Annotated in this window: 19 protein-coding genes; 15 read left to right on the top strand and 4 right to left on the bottom strand. The window is 63.9% G+C overall.

The window, feature by feature from the left end:
* Positions 1-19: 19 nt before the first annotated feature.
* From AC1DBE_RS04380 to AC1DBE_RS04365, 4 genes are all read left to right on the top strand, one after another.
* Positions 20-1171, top strand: coding sequence for an aminotransferase class I/II-fold pyridoxal phosphate-dependent enzyme (locus tag AC1DBE_RS04380; protein ID WP_476903030.1), 1152 nt, complete (start codon positions 20-22; stop codon positions 1169-1171).
* Positions 1164-2615 (top strand): lipopolysaccharide biosynthesis protein, encoded by a 1452-nt coding sequence (locus AC1DBE_RS04375; RefSeq protein WP_476878891.1) that lies wholly within the window; start codon positions 1164-1166, stop codon positions 2613-2615. The genes AC1DBE_RS04380 and AC1DBE_RS04375 overlap by 8 nt, the downstream gene beginning before the upstream one ends.
* Positions 2608-3819 carry an acyltransferase family protein gene (locus AC1DBE_RS04370; protein WP_476878892.1) on the top strand — a complete coding sequence of 404 codons (1212 nt, stop codon included), beginning with the start codon at positions 2608-2610 and terminating at the stop codon, positions 3817-3819. The genes AC1DBE_RS04375 and AC1DBE_RS04370 overlap by 8 nt, the downstream gene beginning before the upstream one ends.
* Positions 3820-3930: 111 nt before the next feature.
* Entirely contained in the window at positions 3931-5187 is a 1257-nt protein-coding gene (locus tag AC1DBE_RS04365) for a glycosyltransferase family protein (RefSeq protein ID WP_476878893.1), read from the top strand.
* Between the two features lie 117 nt (positions 5188-5304).
* Here AC1DBE_RS04365 and AC1DBE_RS04360 read toward each other — a convergent pair whose 3' ends face one another.
* Positions 5305-7668, bottom strand: coding sequence for a GH25 family lysozyme (locus AC1DBE_RS04360; protein ID WP_476969727.1), 2364 nt, complete (start codon positions 7666-7668; stop codon positions 5305-5307).
* A 355-nt stretch (positions 7669-8023) separates the two neighbouring features.
* Between AC1DBE_RS04360 and AC1DBE_RS04355 the strand changes: the two genes are divergently transcribed.
* The 7 genes from AC1DBE_RS04355 (at position 8024) to AC1DBE_RS04325 (ending at position 12249) form a co-directional block, all read left to right on the top strand.
* Positions 8024-9247: a CpaF family protein gene (locus AC1DBE_RS04355; protein ID WP_476880267.1), complete on the top strand. Its 1224-nt coding sequence runs from the start codon at positions 8024-8026 to the stop codon at positions 9245-9247.
* On the top strand, positions 9247-10101 hold the full coding sequence (locus AC1DBE_RS04350; RefSeq protein ID WP_476880268.1) for a type II secretion system F family protein: 855 nt from the start codon (positions 9247-9249) through the stop codon (positions 10099-10101). The genes AC1DBE_RS04355 and AC1DBE_RS04350 overlap by 1 nt, the downstream gene beginning before the upstream one ends.
* A complete protein-coding gene (locus tag AC1DBE_RS04345) occupies positions 10098-11039 on the top strand; it encodes a type II secretion system F family protein (protein WP_476880269.1) in 942 nt (313 codons plus the stop codon). The genes AC1DBE_RS04350 and AC1DBE_RS04345 overlap by 4 nt, the downstream gene beginning before the upstream one ends.
* Before the next feature lie 136 nt (positions 11040-11175).
* The gene (locus tag AC1DBE_RS04340) at positions 11176-11367 is read left to right on the top strand and encodes a hypothetical protein (protein ID WP_476880273.1); all 192 of its coding nucleotides are present in this window, start codon (positions 11176-11178) and stop codon (positions 11365-11367) included.
* Between the two features lie 3 nt (positions 11368-11370).
* Positions 11371-11769: a TadE family protein gene (locus AC1DBE_RS04335; protein ID WP_476969726.1), complete on the top strand. Its 399-nt coding sequence runs from the start codon at positions 11371-11373 to the stop codon at positions 11767-11769.
* Complete coding sequence (locus AC1DBE_RS04330; RefSeq protein ID WP_476969809.1) at positions 11750-11887, top strand: hypothetical protein; 138 nt, start codon at positions 11750-11752, stop codon at positions 11885-11887. Before AC1DBE_RS04335 ends, AC1DBE_RS04330 begins: the two co-directional genes overlap by 20 nt.
* A 107-nt stretch (positions 11888-11994) precedes the next feature.
* A complete protein-coding gene (locus AC1DBE_RS04325) occupies positions 11995-12249 on the top strand; it encodes an Lsr2 dimerization domain-containing protein (protein WP_476969725.1) in 255 nt (84 codons plus the stop codon).
* A gap of 483 nt (positions 12250-12732) precedes the next feature.
* On the opposite strand, the gene AC1DBE_RS04320 is transcribed toward AC1DBE_RS04325, so the two are convergent.
* Entirely contained in the window at positions 12733-13455 is a 723-nt protein-coding gene (locus AC1DBE_RS04320) for a DUF4238 domain-containing protein (RefSeq protein ID WP_476969724.1), read from the bottom strand.
* A 650-nt stretch (positions 13456-14105) separates the two neighbouring features.
* On the opposite strand from AC1DBE_RS04320, the gene AC1DBE_RS04315 reads away from it, so the two are divergent.
* From AC1DBE_RS04315 to AC1DBE_RS04300, 4 genes are all read left to right on the top strand, one after another.
* Positions 14106-15719 carry an ATP-dependent nuclease gene (locus AC1DBE_RS04315; protein WP_476969723.1) on the top strand — a complete coding sequence of 538 codons (1614 nt, stop codon included), beginning with the start codon at positions 14106-14108 and terminating at the stop codon, positions 15717-15719.
* The gene (locus tag AC1DBE_RS04310; protein ID WP_476969722.1) at positions 15709-16803 is read left to right on the top strand and encodes a UvrD-helicase domain-containing protein; all 1095 of its coding nucleotides are present in this window, start codon (positions 15709-15711) and stop codon (positions 16801-16803) included. Before AC1DBE_RS04315 ends, AC1DBE_RS04310 begins: the two co-directional genes overlap by 11 nt.
* A 123-nt stretch (positions 16804-16926) precedes the next feature.
* A complete protein-coding gene (locus AC1DBE_RS04305) occupies positions 16927-18456 on the top strand; it encodes a Shedu anti-phage system protein SduA domain-containing protein (protein ID WP_476969721.1) in 1530 nt (509 codons plus the stop codon).
* Positions 18457-19680: 1224 nt separating this feature from the next.
* On the top strand, positions 19681-20190 hold the full coding sequence (locus AC1DBE_RS04300) for a hypothetical protein (protein WP_476969720.1): 510 nt from the start codon (positions 19681-19683) through the stop codon (positions 20188-20190).
* Position 20191: 1 nt separating this feature from the next.
* On the opposite strand, the gene AC1DBE_RS04295 is transcribed toward AC1DBE_RS04300, so the two are convergent.
* Together AC1DBE_RS04295 and AC1DBE_RS04290 are read right to left on the bottom strand one after the other, a co-directional pair.
* A complete protein-coding gene (locus AC1DBE_RS04295; RefSeq protein ID WP_476969719.1) occupies positions 20192-20473 on the bottom strand; it encodes a hypothetical protein in 282 nt (93 codons plus the stop codon).
* A gap of 85 nt (positions 20474-20558) precedes the next feature.
* A complete protein-coding gene (locus AC1DBE_RS04290) occupies positions 20559-21341 on the bottom strand; it encodes a hypothetical protein (RefSeq protein WP_476969718.1) in 783 nt (260 codons plus the stop codon).
* Positions 21342-21379 lie beyond the last annotated feature (38 nt).

Here is a 21379-nt window from a genome sequence, read left to right as displayed (position 1 = left end):
TCCGCCAGAAAGGCACACCGTGACGCGAGTCCCCCTAGCCATCCCGAACATCGGCGCCCGCGAGGCCGAGCTGATGAACGAGGCCATCAGCTCAGGTTTCGTCTCCTCCGTGGGGCGGTTCGTGAGCGAGTTCGAAACCCGCTTCGCCGAATACGTCGGCGCCAAGTACGCCGTCGCCTGCGCCTCGGGCACGGCCGCGCTGCACATCGCCATGCGGCTGGCCGACATCCAGCCGGGGGACATGGTGGCGGTCTCGGACTTCACCTTTATGGCCAGCTCCAACGCCGCGTCCTACCAGTTCGCTGAACTGCTCCTAGTCGACTCCGACGCCGAATCATGGTGCATGGACGTCGACCTGCTGCGCAAGGAAATGGAACGCCGGAAGGCCGCGGGGGAGAAGCTGCCCAAGGCCATCGAGATCGTCCACATCCTCGGCCAGCCGGCCGACGTCGCCGCCGTCGTGGAGCTCGCCCGCGAGTACGGCATCATCGTGATCGAGGATGCGGCCGAGGCGCTCGGGGCGACCTGGACGTCCGGGCCGCTGGCAGGCCGTCACGTCGGAACCGTCGGCGACATGGGCGCGTTCTCCTTCAACGGGAACAAGATCATGACCACCGGCGGCGGCGGAATGTTCACCACCGACGACGAGGAATTGGCCCGCCGCGCCAAGCACCTCTCCACCCAGGCGCGTATGCCGGACCGCGGGTACCTGCACGATGAGATCGGCTTCAACTATCGGCTGACCAACATCGCTGCCGCCCTCGGCGTCGCCCAGCTCGAACGCCTCGACGACTTCGTGGCCGCCAAGCGCGCCGTCGCGAAGCGTTACAACGACGCCTTCGCCGGCACCGCCATCCAGACGCCTCCCACCCTGCCCGGGCAGGAGTCCACCTACTGGCTCTACTCCATCCAGGTGCCCGCCGAACGCGGCCCGGGTGCCCGGGACGAGCTCCAGGACTTCCTGGCAGAGGCCGGGATCGAATCCCGGTCCCTGTGGCGGCCCCTGCACATGCAGCCGCCGCTGAAGAACGAACCGCTGGTCGGCGGGACCGTCGGCGAGGATCTCTTCGCGCGGGGACTGTCCCTGCCGTGCTCGACCGACCTCACGGAAGCTGACCAGAAGCGCGTGATTGACCGGGTCCACGAATGGCTTCAGCTCAACGGTGGATAACGTAACCGGCGGCGCCGACCGCACCGGGGCAGCCGAGCCGGCTTCCCGGACGGGACGCAACTCGGTTCTCTACCTGGCCGGGGCCCTGATGCAGGGCCTAGGCGTTTTCCTCGTCCAGCCTTTCGCGCTCCACGTCCTGAACAGCGACACCAAGTGGCAGGAACTGTTCCTCTCCGTCTCGGTGATCCAGGTTGGTGTGGTCTTGGCCGCGGCCGGTCTGCCGCTGGCCATCACCAAGGCCTGGTTCGATCCCGACGGGCCGGTGAAGGCCCGCTCCATCAGCGGGCTGCTGACCCTCGGGGGAATACTCCTTGGCTCCGTGGCCGCGGCCATCTACTGGGTCGCGGCCGGGCCAGGCCACTCCGTGAGCTTCGTGCTGGCGCTGGTGGCGATGGGACTGCAGTCGGCGGTGCTGGCCGCGCAGGCCATCCTGCGAGCGCAGGGCCGGGCCATTATGTTCGTCGTCCTGAGCCTGTGCTCATCGATGGCCGCGTACATCGGCGGCCTGGTGGCCATGCTGGTGTTTGGCGCGGAACCGGAAATCTTCATGGCGGGCTACGGCCTGCTGGTGCTCCTCAGCGCCGTGCTCTCCGTCGGTGTCGCCAGGCCGGCGTCGCCGTTCGCGCACCGGGGCGCGGTCAAGGAAGCGCTGGCGATCGGGCTGCCCGTTCTTCCCCACACCGGTGCACTGATGCTGCTGACCCAGGGCGCGGCGTTCCTGCTGGCCGCCACCGCCGCCAACGGCGTCTCCGGTGACTACGGCAAAGTCCAGATCTTCATCCTCGGAACGGTGACCCTCCTCGGCGCCCTGAACAACGCCTGGGTTCCCGCGCTGATGTCCGTCCGCGGGGATGCCCGCGTCGCCAAAATGCGGTCGACCATGACGACGGCGAGCCTGGCCGTGCTGGCGATCATCGTCGTCGCCGCCGCCGGAGCCAACCTCGTCACGCACGTGATGGCCGGCGGCAAGGAAAGCCTGATCCCCGTGGCCCAGATCATGCCCCTGATCGGGCTGGGCTACGTCCTCTACCTCAACGCCTCAACCCTTCTCTTCGCCGACAACGCCACCTGGTGGCTGTCGGTGGTCACCCCGTCCGTGCTCGGCATCGGCGTCCTGCTGGCGCTGTGGCCGGCCATGCACGGGGACCTCGTCGGGATGGCCGCGGCATCGGTCCTGACCTTCTTCCTGCTGGGCTGTGCCTACTTTGTGGTCGCACGACGGCGGGCCGCCGGGGGATGGGCGCCGAAGGTATACGCAGCCGCCTGTGTGGCCGCCCTGGCCTACGTGGCTGTCCTCCTGGCCCTGCCCCGCGATATCCTGACAGGCGTGCTCACTGTCGCCGTCGTCGGTGTGGCCCTCGCCGCAGCCGCCATCATCTGGCGCCTCCGTGCCCGCCGCGCCGCCACAGCACCCCAGAGCGGAAGGGGACAAGTACTTGACTGATGCAACGCCGGTCATCGACCGTACCGGAGCGCCGTCGGCCAAGCCCGCCGGTCCCATTATCTTCTTCGACTTCGCCCGCGGTATTTCGGCGCAGGCCGTTGTGCTGGGCCATGCCCTGAACATCTTCGTGCCGGGCATCTTTATGGTGCCCGGGCAGAGGGTCTTCTACATGCAGTCCTTCGCCGTCATCATCTTCTTCGTGCTGTCCGGCTTCCTCATCACCAGCGCACTGTTGAAGAAAAAATCCCAGCCGTCGTTCACTTTCGGGTCATACCTCATCGACCGGATCGCCCGGGTTGTCTACCCGCTGCTCCCGGCCGTCCTGCTGATCACCGTCTTCGACTTCCTCTTCTTCCACGGCTCCACCAAGCTGCCGTTCATCCGGGTCATCCTCAACCCGCAGACGATCGCCGGAAACTTCCTGCTCCTCTTCAACCACCCGATCCTGGCGGAACTGGCGCCCCGGCTGCACATGCCGTGGCTCAGCGTGGACCCGGTCGGGTCGGCTGCGCCGCTGTGGTCAGTGGTGGCCGAGTGGTGGATCTACGTCGCGTTCGGGCTGCTCGCCTTTATCGCCATCCGCCGGTTGAAGCCGGGCGTTGGCAGCATCGCGTTGCTGGTGTTCGCCATCGCCGTGCCCCTCGGCTACATGGCGAAGGGCGGGTACGAGTCCCTCGCCTGGATCATCGGAATGCTCTATGCCCTGGCCGCCACGCATCTCCGGAAGCTGCCTGGTGTGTTCCATGCACTGATCGCGCTGACGGCGACGGCGGGGTTCCTGGCCGCCCTCTACTACGGCGACCAGAACCTGCATGCGGCCAGCTGCATCGGCACCGCATCAGTTGCCTTCTGCCACCTGTATTTCTGGCAGTCCGGACGTAAGAAACCCGTCACGGCCCAGGCCGCGGACGCAGTGGTGCCGGCAGAGGCGTCAGCGGCAGCGCAGCCCGGCTGGCGGTGGGCCGGCAGCCAGTGGTTCAACCGGCTCAGTGTGTTCCTGTCCAGCTTCAGCTACTCGCTGTACCTGATCCACTTCTCGGTCATCACGTACCTGTGGAGCGTCCTGCACACCCACCTCAGTGCCTGGCAGCTGATTCCGCTGGCGCTGGTGGTCAGCAACGTCCTGGCGTACGGCTACTTCCTGCTCGTCGAGCGGCATTTCCACAAGGTAGGCAAGTTCCTCAAAGCCCGCATCCTGCGCTAGCCCTCGGCCGGCGGTAACAAGACGGCAATCAGCATCGAGGCGTCTTCAACCTAGGTATTATTCACCTGGGTGATTTGCCATCGCCCGGATCTTAATGGGGCTGCTAGTTGTTTGGGGATCATCATCGTTACCGACCGCGCCAGCGTGTGGAAATTCCGGCTGCAAAGAGTCTCGGCGCACGCCGGGCTCGCTGTGCTGTTCATCGTCGTTGCCACCCTGATGGGCCCCGGGGTGGTGTGGGGCGACACGGTGCAGTACATCCGGATCGCCGACCAGTTACAGGGCATTCCCACGGACCAGGCGTGGCTGCATGCCTTCTCCGAATACTGCAAGAACCCGTCGGTGCAGTACAAGGGCACGCTGGAGAACTGCATCACCAAGACGGTGGCCGGCCGCGGCCCGGTCATCGGCTGGGTTGACCGGAACCCCGAATATCAGGCGATTTTCTCCCCGCGGGTGGGCTTCCCGCTCCTGTCGATCCCGTTGATGCGGCTCTTCGGGGACCCTCAGGGTATGTGGATTGTTGCGATCGCGGGGACCGCCATCGCCGGACTGCTCATGGCCCGGCTGGCGCGCCTGGCCGGGCTGAACCTGCGGCCCGCGCTGCTGGTCCAGGCGGCCTTCTACGCCCTGCCCGCCAGCATCCCGCATGGAGTTGCCATGCTCGCGGAAGGACCCACCTTGGCGTCCGCGCTGGTGATGGCCATCGGCCTGGCCCATGTCCTGCGCGGGTCACGCGCCCGCGGCACCATACTGCTGGTCCTCGGACTGGGCCTGGTGTTCTTCTTCAAATATTCTTCTGCCGTGCTGCTCTGCGTGAGCTTCCTGCTCCTCTGTGTGGGGCTGCTGGTCTTCCGCACCTACCGCCGCTACAGCCAGATCCGGTTGGGGATTGTCCTTGCCACGGTGCTTCTGGTGGCCTCCCTGGGCGTCAACGCGGCCTTTGGCTTCCCGGGTCTCAACGAGAGCCTGCAGGACACCTTTACGGACCACTTCCGCAAGCCGCCCGTCGATGATCCTTTCAACCAGCTGATGGTCCTGGAACTGGACTTCCTGTGGCGGTTCCTGGCGGCATTGCCGGCCAACGCCGCCTACCTGCTGGTCTTCGCCGCCGGCGTGTGGGGGTACGTGCGCGCCATGCGGGAGAAGATCCTGCCTCCGGCCGGGTGGGCGGCAGTGGCGCTGTCCCTGTACGGGGTCCTGAGCGTCGTCGGACACCCGGTCTACACCCAAGCGGAGCGCCTTGGCTCCAGCCTGTGGGTGGGCGTTGCCCTTGGCGTGGGACTCGCCGCCCGGTCCGTGGTGGTCCGTCTCAGGCTCCGGAAGCGCGCCCGGCAGGACCTCGCCAGCAGCGAAACCGCCGGCTAGCCGCCGTCGGGCCCTACGCAAAACCGCCGGCTAGCCGCCGTCGGGCCCTGGACGGCAATGGCCGGCGGGAGTCTGTTGACTCCCGGCCGGCCATTGCTGTTGCTGCGGACGGTGGTCCTAGGAGTAGGCCACCTTGACGCCGGCGGCGGTCCACGTCATGGTCCCGCCCTGGAACCGGACGGTCTTGTATCCGCCGTACGAAATCGCCGCCTGCTGGGGATAGCCGAGTTTGCCCATCTGCCAGCCGGCCAGGCGCCACGCGTTCATGTACGGGTCGTTGACGGCGTGGGCGCCGGTGGCCGCGGTCCAGTAGAGGTTGCCGCCGCTGAAGGGCTGGTAGCAGCCGCCGCCGTACAGGCCGCAGCTGACCGAGCCGGTGGGGTAGCCGATCCCGCGCTGCCAGCCCGCTTCGCCCCAGCCGGTCCAGTAGGCGCCCGTCACGGCGTTGGCGCCGGTAGCGGCACTCCAGTAGATGTTGCCTTTGGCGAACGGCTGGTAGCAGCCTCCGCCGTAGAGGCCGCAGGTCACGGTTCCGGTGGGGTAGCCGATTGCCGGCTGGAATCCGGCGCGCTGCCAGGCCTTCCAGTAGTCACCGATCACGGCGTGCGCTCCGGTGGCGGAACTCCAGTAGATGGTGCCGCCGGAGAACGACTGGTAGCAGCCGCCGCCGTAGAGCCCGCACGTGGTCTCATTCGTGGGGTAGCCGATGGCCGGCTGGAAGCCGACTTCCTTCCAGCCGTTCCAGTAGGCTCCGGTGACGGCATGCGCCCCGGTGGCCGAGGACTGGTAGATGTTGCCGTTGCTGAAGGCCTGGTAGCAGCCGCCGCCGTAGAGCCCGCAGGTGACGTCGTTGGTGGGGTAGCCGATTGTCGTCTGCCAGCCGGCCCGTCCCCACGCGGCCCAGAAGTCGCCGGTCACCGCGTGGGCGCCGGTGGCCGCGGACCAGTAGATGTTGCCGCGCGTGAACTCCTGGTAGCAGCCGCCGCCGGCGAGCCCGCAGGTTTCCATCGACTTGGGGTATCCGATGCCGTCCTGCCACCCGGCGGCCTTCCATGCGGCCATGTAGGAGTTCTTGACCACAAACGTGCCCACGCCGGGGGTGTTGTACGCGTTTGCGCTCTGGAAGGTCTGGTGGCAGGTGGTGGTGGTTGTGGGGCACGTCGCGTCGCTGGTGGCGTAGCCGATTCCCGGCTGCCACCCGGCCTGGCCCCAGGCGGTCCAGTACGCCCCGGTGACCGGATACGCGCCCGTGGCCGAGCTCCAGTAGATGTTGCCCTTGGCGTAGGACCGGTAGCAGCCGTTGCCGTACAGCCCGCAGATCTCGGCGCTGGTGGTGGGAGCGCCCAGCGGCCCCGAGGCGCCGCCGGTGGCCTGCCACTTGGCGTCGATGGCGCCGTTGGAGCCCACCGTGCCCCGGGCAAAGGCCTGGAGCTGGGCCATGGAGCCGTTCCAGACGTTGGAGTCGCCGGCGAAGGGTCCGGTGCTGCTGAACTGCCAGATGCTGTAGGTGCTCCAGCTGGCAGGGATGGGACCGGCGTCGTTCGACGCGGAGATCGGGTAGGAGGCCAGCCACAGCGGGTTGTCGCTGAAGCCCAACGGGTTCCCGACGCAGTCCTTCCACCAGTAGTTGCCGGTGTAGATCACGGGCACCCGGCCGGTCAGGGCCTTCATGGTGTTGCTGAAGTCCTTGGCCCAGGCCGTCAACGCCGCTTTGGACATGTCATAGCAGGCGTTGCCCTGGTAGTAGCCGTTGATGGTCTGGCCCGCGTAGGGGTTGCCCTCGAAGTCTAGGACCGGCGGCATGGTGTAGCCGTCGTTGGACCAGCCGCCACCGTTGCGCACGAAGAACCGGGCCTGGTCCGCCCCGGAGGAGGCTGCCGGGTTCGCGAAGTGGTACGCCCCCCGGATCATGCCGACGGCCCGGGACCCGCTGTACTGGGTGCCGAAGATGGGGCTCGTGTAGTAGTTGCCCTCGGTTGCCTTGATGTAGGTGAAGCGTGCGCCCAGGTTCCACTGCTGCTGCCAGTTGACCGAGGGCTGGTGGGGGCTGACATCCATGCCCTTGATGCCGAACGACGGCGTCCAGGTGCCTTCGGTGGCCAGCGCCTGGGCGGAGGCTTTCCCGCCGCCGGCTGTGGTCCCGGCGCGGCCAGCCTCGCCCATTTCCGCTCCGCCCGAGCGGGTGGCCGCGGTCATGGCGGCGCGGTAGGCCTCCGTGGAGCGGTCGACGGTCGCCGGGGCGGCGGTCGCCGACGCAGCAGGCGACGGCGACGACGGCGCGGGTGCCGGCGACGACGGCGCGGGTGCCGGCGACGACGGCGGCGCGGTGGCGGCAGCCGGGGAGGGCGCAGGTGCCGGGCTCGAGGCCGTTGCGGCGGCCGCTCCCGTCGGCGCCGGAGCTGGCGTCGCCGCGGGCGCTGCCGCAGGGTCCGCAACAGCGGGGGCTACCAGGCCGGGTCCCGCCATCAGGGAGACGGCCAACAATGCGCCTCCGACCCGGCTGCAGAGAAGACTCAGGGGTGGAAGTTGGGTCCGTTTCATTTGCCGCTCCGGAACAACACGCTCGTGGCAGTGTCATAGTGATCCCACGCCCAGTTGCCGTGGAGGAGGCTGCTGTCCGGGATGTGAGAATGTCTGACTTGTCGCGCCCACCCTAACACCGACGCAAAGGGCGATCCAGAGTGTCTGGTGTTACTAGTGGGGCAATTGTTATGAACCTGGGCCGAGGTTTTCCACATAGGAGCGGCCGCACCCTTGTTCGCCGGCGCGGGCCGCCCTAGCTTTAACCCAGTTGCACTGCCTCCGGCAGAGGGGCAGCGGTCATGTTGGGGGCACCGTGGAAGCTGTGCGCATCGTCGAGGACGAAGTCCGTGAGTTGATCCGTCGCCGCGGCCTGGATCCGTTGCGGCAAAGCGGTGAAGTCCGCCGCCTCGTGGAAGAGGCGATCAGCGACTACGACGAACGGGCCCTCCTGGCGCCGCTCCCGCCCATCGGGCCCCTGGACCAGGCCCGGCGGTTTGTCTTCGACGCCGTGGCCGGCTTCGGGGCGCTGCAGCCTTTACTGGATGACCCGGCGATCGAAGAGATCTGGCTCAACGCCCCGGACGAGATCTTCGTCGCGCGCAATGGTGAATCCGAACTGACCTCCATTGCCCTCACGGACCAGCAGGTCCGCAACCTCGTGGAACGAATGTTGAAGAGCTCCGGCCGGCGGCTGGACATTTCCTCGCCTTTTGTCGACGCTGCTCTTCCCGACGGTTCACGGCTGCACGTGGTTATCCCGGATGTGACCCGACAGCACTGGGCCATCAACATCCGCAAGTTCGTCGTCAAGGCAACCCGGCTTGAACACCTCGTGGAACTGGGCACGCTGACGCCGCAGTCGGCCCGATTCCTCGGGGCGGCCGTGGCAAGCGGGCTCAACATCCTGGTCTCCGGAGCCACCCAGGCCGGCAAGACCACCATGCTGAACTGCCTGGCAGCCAGCATCGGCACCCGCGAGCGCGTGGTCACCGTGGAGGAGATCTTCGAACTGCAGTTCCCGCTGCGTGACGTTGTCGGGCTCCAATGCCGGCAGCCGAACCTCGAGGGCGAGGGCGAGATCCCGATGCGCCGGCTCGTCAAAGAGGCCCTGCGGATGAGGCCGGACCGGCTGGTGGTCGGTGAAGTCCGCGAAGCCGAGAGCCTGGACATGCTGATCGCACTAAATTCCGGAATGCCAGGGATGTGCACCATCCACGCAAACTCCTCCCACGACGCCGTAACCAAGATCTGCACCCTGCCGCTGCTGGCCGGGGACAACATTTCCAGCGCATTTGTTGTCCCGACCGTGGCGTCCTGCATCGACCTCGTGGTGCACTGCAGCCGCCACCCGGGCGGCAGGCGGCAGGTGACGGAGATCCTTTCGTTGGGGCGCAGGGTGGAGAACGGCATTATCGAGTCGTCCATGGTCTTCGACATGCGCGGCGGGACGCTCGAGGCACAAGCGAACTCGATGCCCGCGGCGGAGAAGTTCGCCCGGTCCGGGTTCGACGTCGCCGCCCTGCTGGAGCCCCGCTGATGGCGCCGCTGCTCGGGGTCCTTGGGGGTGCAGGCCTGCTGCTGGTCTGGTGGTCCGCCTGGGAGCAGCCGCGCCCCCGGAAGCCCCGGACGCGGGTCAGCCGGCTGGAGGACCTGCTCCGTTCCGCCGGCATTGAAAAGGTCAGCCGGTTCGGCCTGCTGGCGACCTGCCTGGGCGTCGGCTGCTTCGTGACGCTGGTGTTTTTCGCCGCCACCCGGTCATGGGCCATCTCCGGCTGCTTTGGCCTCTTCGGCGGCTGGTTGCCGTTTGGTTTTGTGAAATGGCGAGCCCGCAAGCGCGCGGCCGTGCTCCGTGAGCTGTGGCCCGACGTCGTCGATCACCTGCGTTCGGCGATCCGGGCCGGGCTTTCGCTGCCTGAGGCGCTGATCCAGCTCGGAGACAAGGGCCCGGCAGAGCTGCGTCCCCTCTTCCGCGACTTCGGCGCGGACTACCGCTCCGGCGGCCAGTTCGATCCCGCCCTGAGCAGGCTGAAGGAACGGCTCGCCGATCCGGTTGCCGACAGGATCGTTGAGGCCCTCCGCCTGACCCGGGAGGTGGGCGGCTCGGACCTCGGCCGGTTGCTGGGCACACTCGCGGACTTCCTGCGCGAAAACGCCCGCACCCGCAGCGAACTCGAGGCCAGGCAATCCTGGACTGTCAATGCTGCCAGGCTCGCCGTCGCCGCCCCCTGGATTGTGCTGGTGCTGATGGCGAGCCGGCCGGAAGCCATCGCGGCGTACAACTCGCCGGTAGGTGCTGCCGTCCTGGTGGGCGGCCTGCTGGTCTCGCTGATCTCTTATGCCGTGATGCTGCGCATCGGGTCCCTGCCGCAGGATGAGCGGGTGCTCCGGTGAACGCGCTAACGGCTGGCTCGGTCGCGTGCGGCCTGGTGCTCGGCTGCGGCTTGTGGCTGTTCCTCCTGCGGCTCCCGTTCCTCCGGCCGGTCAACTTTACCGAGCGCATCCGGCCGCAACTGAAAGCGCACAACCTTGAGTCCCGGCTCCTGTACACGGCTCCGGGCAATGTCACGCCGTTCGGCCCGCTGGAGCGGATCCTGCGTCCTGCGATACACGACGCGGTGCGGAAGCTGGGCCGGCTTAATCCCGGATCATCGGCACTCAAGCGCCGGCTCGCCCGGGCGGGGAGCAGCAAAACGTCCGTGGATTTCCGCGCCGAGCAGGTGCTGTGGGGCGTCGGCGCATTTCTTGCCGCCGCGGCTATCGCGTTACTGGGCGGCGCGCTGGGCCGGCTGAACCCGTTGCTTGCGGTGTTGATTGTCCTTGGCGCGGGCCTGGCGGGGTTCCTCTTGCGCGACTATCTCCTTGGGACGCAGGTCAAGAAACGCGAAGCCAGGATGATGGCGGAGTTCCCGGGTGTGGCCGAGTTGATGGCGCTCGCCGTGAGCGCGGGGGAGAGCGCCACCGGCGCCCTGGATCGGGTATGCCGCAGGACGCATGGCGAACTGTCCAGGGAATTCACCCGCGTACTGGCCGACACCCGGGCCGGGAAACCCCTGGCCGACGCCCTGCAGGAGTTCTCGTCGAGAACCGAGCTGGGCCCGCTGGTCCGCTTCGTCGACGGGCTAATCGTGGCGGTGGAACGCGGGACACCCCTCGCCGACGTCCTTCGTGCACAGGCCCAGGACGTCCGGGACACCGCGAAGCGCGACCTTATGGAGTCGGCCGGACGCAAGGAGATCGGCATGATGGTGCCCCTCGTTTTTGGCGTCCTGCCGCTAACCGTGGTCTTTGCCGTGTTTCCGGGTCTGGCCGCCATCACCCTGGGGCTCTGAACGGGCGGCCGCAGTCACCGTATTAGACGAGTAAATGCAGTAAGCGCAGCACTCAAACAAAGGGAAGCATTCAAATAAAGGGGAAACAGTGAAGAACATCGGTTTAAGCACACGGACAGTGACGTGGTTGGTTGGCCTGGCGTTATGGCTGGCCGGTGCCACCCCGGGCCAATCACGCGGACAGCGCCACGAACACGAGCGTGGCGACGTGCCGGGCTGGGTGATGATCACTCTTATGTCAGCCGTCCTGGTCGCCGCGCTGCTGGCGATCGCCGGGCCCGCGCTCGAGGGGCTCTTCAACCAGGCGATGCAAAAAGTCGGGCAGTAGGCAATGGCTGCAGCCGGGGGCCAGCACCTTGCCGGCGCGGAACGCGGCTCCGCCGTGGTGGACTTCGTCCTGGTCGGGGGACTGCTGACGTTCTTTTTCCTGGCCATCATCCAGCTCGCCCTCGTCCTGCACGTCCGGAACACGCTGATCGACGCCGCTGCGTCCGGCGCCCGCTACGGCACCCTGGCGGACCGGGGCGCCGCCGACGCGGCAGGCCGCACCTCGCAGTTGATCGGCGTGGCGCTCACCCCGGACTTCGCCAGGGACGTCACCACCACCGAGACGAACTTCGCGGGCATCCGGACCCTCGAAGTCACGGTCCGCGCTCCGCTGCCCGTCATTGGGCTGATCGGGCCCCGGGACATGCTGGAGGTGAAAGGCCATGCCGCCATCCAGCCCTGACGACGACGCCGAGCGGGGCAGCGCCGTCGTCGAATTCACCTTCCTGTCCCTGCTTCTGATGGTGCCGGTGGTGTACTTCATCATCACCGTCGGCCTGTCGACTACGCGCGAAGATTAACAATTCCCCTTCTAGATTTTCCTGACTTTAACAATTGTTAATCTCCACTACTCGGTTCAGCCGGGTAGGGTGCGTTTGCAAGGCTACACACTAGCTAGGATCACCGGATGGCTACACGCACCGTGATCGAACCTGTTGACGACCAAGATGGGTCCGAGGCGACGGAAACCGCGCGCTTTGCCCTGGATGGCAGTGAGTGCGGGACCGACCTAACCGGTCAGAACCCTGAAGAGTTGCGCGGTGTATTGGCGCGCGATGTGGAAGTATGCCGGCGTGCTGGACTCAGGATAGAAGGACGAGCATTGTTACGCCTCCGGTTTCGCGGTTCGCTCACGAGCTGGCATGTGTACGCGACGCAATGAGCACAGCGCGGCGACGGGTACGACTTGCAGGTTCTCGATACAATCTTCCAGGCGAAGGACTCACCCTCATCGCCTACACCGCAGAATCCGGCAGCCACGCCCAGAACCAACTGGACTTCCTCGCCAGCTGGAGCACCAGCAACAACACCATGACGAAAGAAGCACCAGTTATACCACCCACAACCGGCCGCTAACCTTTGCTCCATCCCGAGTCTTGAGCACCCTGACCGACTGTAAGCCGATGCTGCGCACCCGATCGTCTCGTAACCCTAGGGTTACGAGACTGCAAGGTGCCCTGGTTGACATCCCACCGCAGCCCGAGGAAATCAAGCCTTTCCTAGTCTCCGGAGCCATAGTCGATGGAGCGTTCATCAGTATCGTTCGGCGCAGGGGCGAAGGTTCGGTTCCCACCACGGCCCAGGAGATGCATTCGACGCTAGTTGCCGGCCGCGCCCTCCTACGAAGAGGCCATCTTCCTCAGGATCATCCCTGAAAGCGTCGATCCGCGATGACCGCGGCCTTGCTGAAATTGAGCGTTCCCCTAGCTCCGACGATCCACCGTTTGCTGTTCTCTGCGAGCAGCCGATTATGGGGAACGTCGTCTGCGAGATCTTCTCCGATCACGAGTAGTTGGGTGGGGGATAGTGGGAAGGAGATGGTGGAGATTTCGGCACCGTCGGTTGGCCGCCAGAGCAGGACCGCGCCGTCTCCGGTGGCGAGTCCCCTTGCCTCTCGCACCTGCCACGGCCATTGTTCGAGTCCCAACGTGGTCAGCCTGAGGACATCCTGGAAGGACTGCGACAGGAGCAACGCGTCCCCGAGGGCCAGCTCCGTATGTTCGATCCGTCCGTCTGTTCTCAATACGACCGCGGGGGCTCGGACCTTGGTTCGATCCGCGTAGCGTCCTCGGTCAAGGTGCATGTCCAGGAAGGCGATCACGGCGCGCGTTTCGGCTGTCGTCAACGGTTCCCCTTTGCGCATTTTGACGAGGGCCGGAGCGCCGTTGCTCTCAATAAGTGAGTAGTCTTGCTCAAGGTTTCGGGTGAGGACATTGGGGTCGTAGGCGTAGCTTACGACTGTGGCCTTCTCGTATGAGGAGGGGTATCCTCGACCGTCCTGGAGGTCGAGCACGTCGACAATCTTCTTGGCGTTTGCCCATGCGCGGATATAGCCCTTTGACACCATGTGTGCGGCCTTCACAGTCATGACGACACCTCCTCGCATCCCAAGGTATCCGGTTCGACCATTTCCGGCGGTTTATTTTTCGGAGTGGGAGCACATGTCCCGAATTCCACAGAAAATTGGCGACGGTGCAGGCAAACCGCCTCTGCTCGTTGAGACGTCTCGTTTGCCTAGGGATACGAGACGGGAGAGGTTTCGAGACACATCGAATCGGAGAGGGAAACCGTACCGGTCCTCCGGGGATCCCATACCGGGACACATGGAGGGAGCCAAGCGGCTCCGGTCGACGCTCGGGGTCTCGGCGGGTGCTCACTTGATGCAGCCTGACGATGTGCCGATTACTGGACGAAGCCGCCATCCCTAGCGTCCTGTCCATCGCGACATTGTTTCCCTGAAAAAGCGGCTTGCGGTCAGCAACCATGCCATACAGAAACCCAGCTGGTCCACGCTTTCAGGTGCGACCGGATTCATGGATGGTAGTTCCCAAAACGCGATCGCTGACTGGTAGCCAGAGTGACTGATTGCTGTCTCGATTAGGTACTGCGGAAGATCGTCAGGGACGGTTCCGGCTCAACAAACGCGAAGTAAGCCTGTGCGCCGCCCGAACTTGTCGGCGGCCCGTGCCAGACTCATCGCGGAGACATTCGCTAAGACGCACTTTTTGGGGGAACCACTTGATCGCCAGAGTTCGCATCCGCGGCTACCGGAAGTTCAAAACGCTCGACTTCCGACCCCACCCGACGTTCAACGTCCTCGTCGGGAACAACCAGGCAGGTAAGTCGACTCTTTTGGAAGCAATCGGGATGGCTATGACCGGCCGAATCAACGGCCGCACAGTCTCCGAGGAACTGAACCCGTACTGGTTTCACGCCCAGACCGTGGCAGAGTACCTGGCGGCGCGTGCTCGAGGGGAGAATCCGCCGCCGCCCGAGATCTTCATCGAGGTAACCCTCCAGGATCGATCCGCGTTCGCCCCTTTCATCGGCGCCGATGACCTCGATAAGCCAAGCGATCACGCGCCCGGCGTGCGCCTTCGCATCCGACTCAACCCGGAGTACCGGAACGAATTTGACGCCTACGTTGCCAAAGGAACGAAACTGCTACCGACGGAGTACTTCACTCCAGACTGGCGCTCGTTCCAGGGAAACCAGCTGACGCAGCGGCCACGTGCTCTCGCCGTCGCTGTCATCGATTCCCGAACTGTCCGCTCAACGGCTGGAGTGGATTATCACCTGCGACAGGTCATCGGGGATAACCTCACCGACGAGGAACATGCGGCGGTTTCCGCGGCTTTCCGTAGGGTCAAGGAGAACATGACCGCTGAACACCTCGGCGCCGTCAACGCAAAACTCGCCGCCGGCGACGAGCTCCTTGACGGCGGCCATGTCGCACTGGCAATGGACCACTCGTCCCGCACGTCGTGGGACAGCAGCGTGATCCCGCACGTCGACGGCGTTCCCTTCCTCCAAGCCGGGCACGGACAGCAAGCGGTGACGAAGATCGTCCTCGCAATGCGCCGCCACGCGAACGCGGCCGGCGCCGTCATGATCGAAGAACCCGAGAATCACCTGTCACACTCGAACTTGAACGTGCTGCTGGACCGCATCGGCGCTCTCAGCCACGACGACCAGCAGGTCTTCGTCGCCACTCACAGCTCTTTTGTCCTCAACCGTCTCGGTCTCGATAGGCTCCGGCTCGTGTCCGACGGCGACGTCCGACCATTCGTCGACCTCCCTGAGGACACCGTCGACTACTTCCGGAAACTCCCCGGCTTCGACACCCTCCGCCTCGTTCTCGCTCAACGCGTGGTGCTGGTCGAGGGCCCATCAGACGAACTCCTGTTCGAACGGTTCTATCGGGATCGGTGGCGCTGCCGCCCTATCGACGACGGCATCGAGGTGTTCTCAATGCGGGGGCTGTCACATCGACGGTTCCTGGAGCTGGTGAAACTCGTCGGCAAGCGTTGCGTTATCCTCAGCGATAATGATGGCCGTTCCCAGGACGAAATCGACGACGCCCGCGCCGACCTCGGCGACCTTCTCGACGAAGACCGGATGCTGCTCTTCGGCGACGTCGCACGTGGTCGAACCCTCGAACCGCAGATCCTAAACGTCAATGATGCCAACACATTACGGGCTATTTTGGGAACGCCCCGCGCCAACCTTGAGACGTGGATGGGTAACAACAAGACCGACGCTGCGTTGAAGATTTCCTCCTCGCCGACGACCATTACCTCTCCCTCATACTTCACCGAAGCCCTGGATTTCATTCATGTCAGTGGGCGGTGAACTCGTTCTCGCCGTGGCGGGATCGCGGAAAACGCAGAGCATCGTCGACGAGTGCGCGGCCGCCTCGCCGGGGCAGCGAATCCTCGTTCTCACCTTTACGCTCAACAATCAGGCGGAACTGCGTCGACGATTGAACGAAGCAAACCCGACCGCCGAAATCGAAGTGTCTGGATGGTTCACTTTCCTCATCGGCCAGTTCATCCGCCCCTATCTCCCGTTCCTTTTCCCAGGCCAGGACGTCAACGGGCTCGATGACAAGAGCCTGTATCAGGAGCGAGTTCCGCTGACAGCACGGCGTCGATACTTCACCCATTCTGGGTTGCTGCGCGGGGTTCACGCCGCGCACCTGGCAACTCTCCTGATCGAGGCATCGCGCTCTCTCCCACTGCACCGTCTGGAAGCCATCTACGATCATGTCTATATCGACGAGGTGCAGGATCTGGGCGGGTACGACTTGGAGATCGTGGATGCTCTTCTGCGTTCCACCGTTTCGTTGACAATGGTCGGGGACGTGCGACAGGCGGTCATCGCGACCAGTCCGTCGGAACGGAAACACAAGCAGTACAAGAACATGCAGGTGTGGAGCTGGTTCCGCAGCCAGGAGGCAGCCGGCAGATTGATCATCACTCACCGGTCGCAAACGTGGCGGTGCCGCCCTGAAATCGCTGCGTTCGCCGACTCGCTTTTCGACAGCACCTGGGCGTTTCCGAGAACAGTGTCATTGAATGCTACGGCTACGGGTCATGATGGCGTGTTTCTCGTCCGAAGCGAAGACATCGAAGCGTACATCGAAGGGTTCGCGCCGCAGAATCTGCGCTGGGGTGCCAGTTCCTGGAAAAGCCACGATCACTTGACGTTTATGAACTTCGGCGCTGCGAAGGGCCTCACACGTAAACGCGTCCTGATCTTCCCTACAGACAAGATGCAGAAGCTGCTCCAGAGGGGAACGCCGCTCGAAGACCTCGCGGCGGCGAAGCTATACGTCGGAGTGACTCGTGCTGAGCAGAGCGTCGCGTTCGTGCTCGATAAGTCCGGAGACAGCCAGCACCCGTATTGGCGGCGAGTCGATAACGGACGTCCCTAGCGTGCCGCTCTTGGACCGTGGCGGCACGATGCCCGTCCGACGCGGAATGGCGGGCATGCGGCACGTCGAATCATGCCCCACCCCCGGCGTGTGCATCTGATTTGGTGAAGATGGCAGACTTGCGTGAGCGCGCGCGGCAGCCCGTCGGCACGCTACATCTCCCTGGAGGTCATCTTGAGTGAACCGACCCTAAGTTTCGACGAATACCATCTCAACCTTGATGGTAATCACCTCGACGCTGCCGAGGCAGATGATGCCGATGTAGACGATACTGAGCTAGAAGACCGGCTCGGAGTGATTGCGCAGCAGGACGACGGCCACGAGCTAGTCCTGACCCGTGTCCCCCGAGACAAAAACAAAAATAGTTTCGAGGTGCTGCGGTTCGACCACGTCCAGAAGCTACTGCGATTCGCGCCAAAGGTCACCCAGTACGGGCAGCTTCAAAATCAGTTCGACCGCATCACGGAATTGCAGATCGAAAGCCCCGGTTGGGATCCCCACAGGCATTCAGCGGAACACGGTCAGTATGACCTTCTTTACGTCCTCGGTCTACCCAGGGGCTTCAGCACCATGTACGAGTACGGCCTAAGCATCAAGCGTGACTATCAAGACTTGGTACGAGGTATCGAGAAACGCACGAAATGTACAAAGGTGCGCTTTGTGACTTCGGGTGCCGAGGGGGCCAACCCAGAAGGTACGATCTTTCGGGTATCCCTACAGCGGTTCAACGACTACCGCGCAGCGGTTGATCGCAGTCGCGGTCGCGGCCAAACGGCCGTTCGACGGGTAATTGACGCCGACTCTCATAACGCCATCGCAGATCTGTTTGGTCTTGAGCTTGTCAAGCCGAAATACACCAAGAATCCGGTCATCCGCGCTCTGACGGAAGAGGTTCTTACCGGACACGTTACCGACGCCGCCGACCGTTCCATTTTGGCCAATGAGATAACGGCCGCAGCTCCAGCCATCGCCCAAGAGGCACCCGAACGACTCGTCCGACTTCGCGAAGACATCGAGTTGGTCTCACTCGAAGCCCTCTTGGATCGGTTTGAGAAGGACCTCGAGGGGCCCTACTCGCGCGATGAAGATCATTGGCAGAAGTTCTTCCAGGCCAACCACTTCGCACTGCAGCTAATCTTCTCGGCGCCCATTGTCGTGGAGCGCCAGCACGCGACTGTCCAAGCCGCGGACATCGACGGACGAGGGGCGCGCATCACCGACTTCCTCTGCGCGAACTCCGTCACGCGCACCGTCCTAATCGTCGAGATCAAGACACCAGGCACCCCGCTGATGAGCTCAGGACCGTACCGTGGCAAGGGAAACGCCGCTGTCTACCCACCCCACACGGAACTCAGCGGACCGATCACTCAGGTGCAGTCTCAGATGGCCTCCGTACCCAGAAGCCTCGCACACCGCCTCACTCCCGACCTCAACCTCGACGCGTGGAATGATCCACGCGGCGCTGTCATAACTGGACGCATAGGCACCCTCGATCCAGAGCAGCGCGAGTCCTTCCTGCGATTTCGAGCTGGCCTCTCGACCGTGACCGTACTTGGCTACGACGAAGTCCTTGAGCGACTCAAGGCTTTGCACTCGACCCTCGTTTCCCCGCCGACATCGGAGGAAGAACCGGCGATAGCTGAGGGAGCATAACGTCCCCCTTGATGCGAAGAAACGAGGTAAACCCAACGAGTGCATCGACCGAGGTGTCTGCTAACGCCGGCTGTCTCGAAACCCTTGCGTTTTGAGGCGCTTAGTTTCGAGACACCGAATAGGTTTACGAGCGCGTCGTGGCTACCTACGCTTCCGATAGGGTGGGCAAGCTCGGCCATCAAGCCATCATTGATGGCTTGATCAAGAATGGCGAGGCTTCAGCTTTGCGTGGCAATGTTGATCTCGCTCTTGGAAGTAGTTGAGGAGCTCGTCGTATCCGCCGACGCTGGTAATTACATGCGTCTTGAACTCGGGGCGCGAGAGCGCAGCTTAGGCTGGCCCAAGTTCATCTGCTGGAGACCATCCCCACGGTCACCCTCAACGCCCCCGGCGGCAATATGATCCGCAACCTGACGGAGAGCTACGCTCTGCTGCGTGGGGCGGCCGTGCAGGCCCGCGGGTCGCTGACCGATGGCTGATAAGGAACTACGAGAAACCTCATTCCACTGCCCCGGTCTGTGAACAGGCGCTGCTGCAGCGGTTCACCTACGGCCCCGATGACTCCGTGGCCAAAGTTCCGGGCTGGAACCCGGTTGGCAAGCCCCACCTGCCCCGACCGGCACAAGTTTGACTGGTCTGCAGGGGGCCCCGTTTAGCGGACGGTAAGTGACGTCCGGTAGCTGAGGTTTTTGCGGTCATTGTCTCCGCGCCAGGCAGTGAACTCTGACTGTTTGGCGCGAAGCTGCGCCTGGGCCTGTGTAGCCTGTGGGCCGCCGAGCTCCTGAGTGATCGAGTCCGGCGCTTCAACTCCCGGACCCTGCGTTCGTAGGAGCCTTGTTGTTGAGGTGCGCACCGACAGTGCGTGGACGCGACGCGGCGCCCTGCATAACGTGTACTGATGGACAACCAACCAGAACTTGCGGACAGGATTCTGCAGCGCATCTCGACAGACAAAGCCGCCCACGAAGCGATGCAACGGTGCGGCGCCGAGTCAAGGACGGCGTGTGGCCGGCATGGCGAGATGGCCGCCAACTCCGCTTCGGTCCGAAGAGATCGCGGTCATTGAAGAGTCGGGGAGACCAAAACGCCTGAGCCGCGCCAGACTCCGCTGGAGCGCCGGCAGCGGGACAAGCAGCTGCGGGCTGTTGGCTGGGCAGCTCCGGCCGTTGAAGCATGATTGTGGTCGTTGCGCGTACCCCACCGGCCGGCATATACGATCTATGGATGGATCAGTGCCTGGCTCTCAACCCCGAAGACGTCGCAAAACTTTGTGTACACCTGTCGGAGAGGATTGATGGCCTCAAGACCCAGCCCCTTGTGACCGCGTTGATCGCAGCGGCGGCAGCTGCCCTTACGGCCTTCCTCAGTACTAGTGGGTCGCTCTTCAACTCGAAGACGGAGCGCAATAGGAAAAGTCAGCGTGAAGCGCTCTACGGCGCGCAAGACGCCGCTCAGGCGCTTCGTACTGGACTGACTGGTCTGAAGGCCTGGTCCGACGCCGGGGAGGGTGGAGAGAATCCCCTTCCGACTCACAAGGAGCAGGACCTCGTCGCCGCTCTGGAGAAGCAAATAACCCGGATCTCCGACTCGTCGGTTCAAGAGCAATTCAAGTCCTGGAAGGACTGGGCCCGTCTTTACTTCACTGGGTCAGACCAACACGACATGCGAAGCGAGCGCGAACTCTGGAACAGGGCTATCGACGGGGCCGGCGTGGCTGCCCGGAAGTTGGACTAGCCTAAGCGCTGGCCATTCCCCGCGAAGTCACCCTAAGGCTGAAGCGCTTCGCTTCGCGCTGTACTTCGGCGATCCATTCGTCTCCTCCGCCGACTACTTCGACCGCGGATGGGTGCGCCTCTGCTACGCGCTTGACTAATTGAGAGACGAAGCTCTCCGTGTTGATGTCCAGGTCACGACTATCGATGATCACGGGTTCGTTGTCGACTAGGTGCGCAGAGTCCACGAGCTTGTCAGCAAGCACACGTGAACTGGCGACGCTAGGAACACTTATTTTTTTCATGTGCGACACCTTTCGCCACTTATTTTGTAAGTGTATATGGTTCTAGCGTTTTACGGCGGGAGTGGACTCGGTCCGATGCCAGTCGTTACGCAATGGGCAGAAGTACGTCCAAGATGGTGCCCACATAGGCTCCGGAATTCCCTGTCCATGGGTGCAAATTTTTCGGATTCATGTGGATCAGTGACTGACCCGAGATCAGTGAACCCCGTCCCCCATGACGCTTGATCGATTCATGGATCGACGTAAGTCCGCGGCCCCGTTCCTCGAGTCCGGTCTCTGAAGTACCAGTGACGGCCATCATGAGGGCTTCCTTCTCTGTTTGCGCGCCCGCACCCCGGAGCGTCGAGAAGATCCCAACGCCAGCGTCCGCGACAGCCAGACGAAGGATCGTGCCCCCGTTTAGAACCTGTGCCGCCATATAGCCGCAAGCCACTCTCGCGTGCTCCGGGACGTTACATCCGGCCTCCAATAGGGCCTGGGATACTGACCTCTGGAGGTCTTTCGCGATTGACTGGTAGCTGACGATCGACACGAGCGCGGCCACGTCTTCTTCGGAGGAGAATGATTGCACCTCAACGAGAGCACGCTCTGTCAGAGCCATGTTGGCGTTGACTGCCGGCAAGGCGTGTTCCACGCCCACGCTATCTAGAAACGCTGACATCCCCATTCTTGCCAGGTAGTACCTGACGTCACGGTTTGCCGGTGGAGTGAACGTTACGTGTAGTCCGGCTGAAGTCTTAGCATCCACGAACGCCGCCAAGGACGCCATCATTCCCGGGCCAACCCATCCGCTTTTAGAAAGGTCTACAAAACACTCAGACTCTGAGGAGGGTTTCTGCAGCGCTGAGAAAATCTGCGACCCTTCCACTGCGTCGCAATGCGGCTGCGCTACCCAGTCCACGCTTG

Source organism: Arthrobacter sp. 10T416 (genome assembly GCF_056394165.1).
This window is presented reverse-complemented; position numbering and strand designations above follow the sequence as displayed.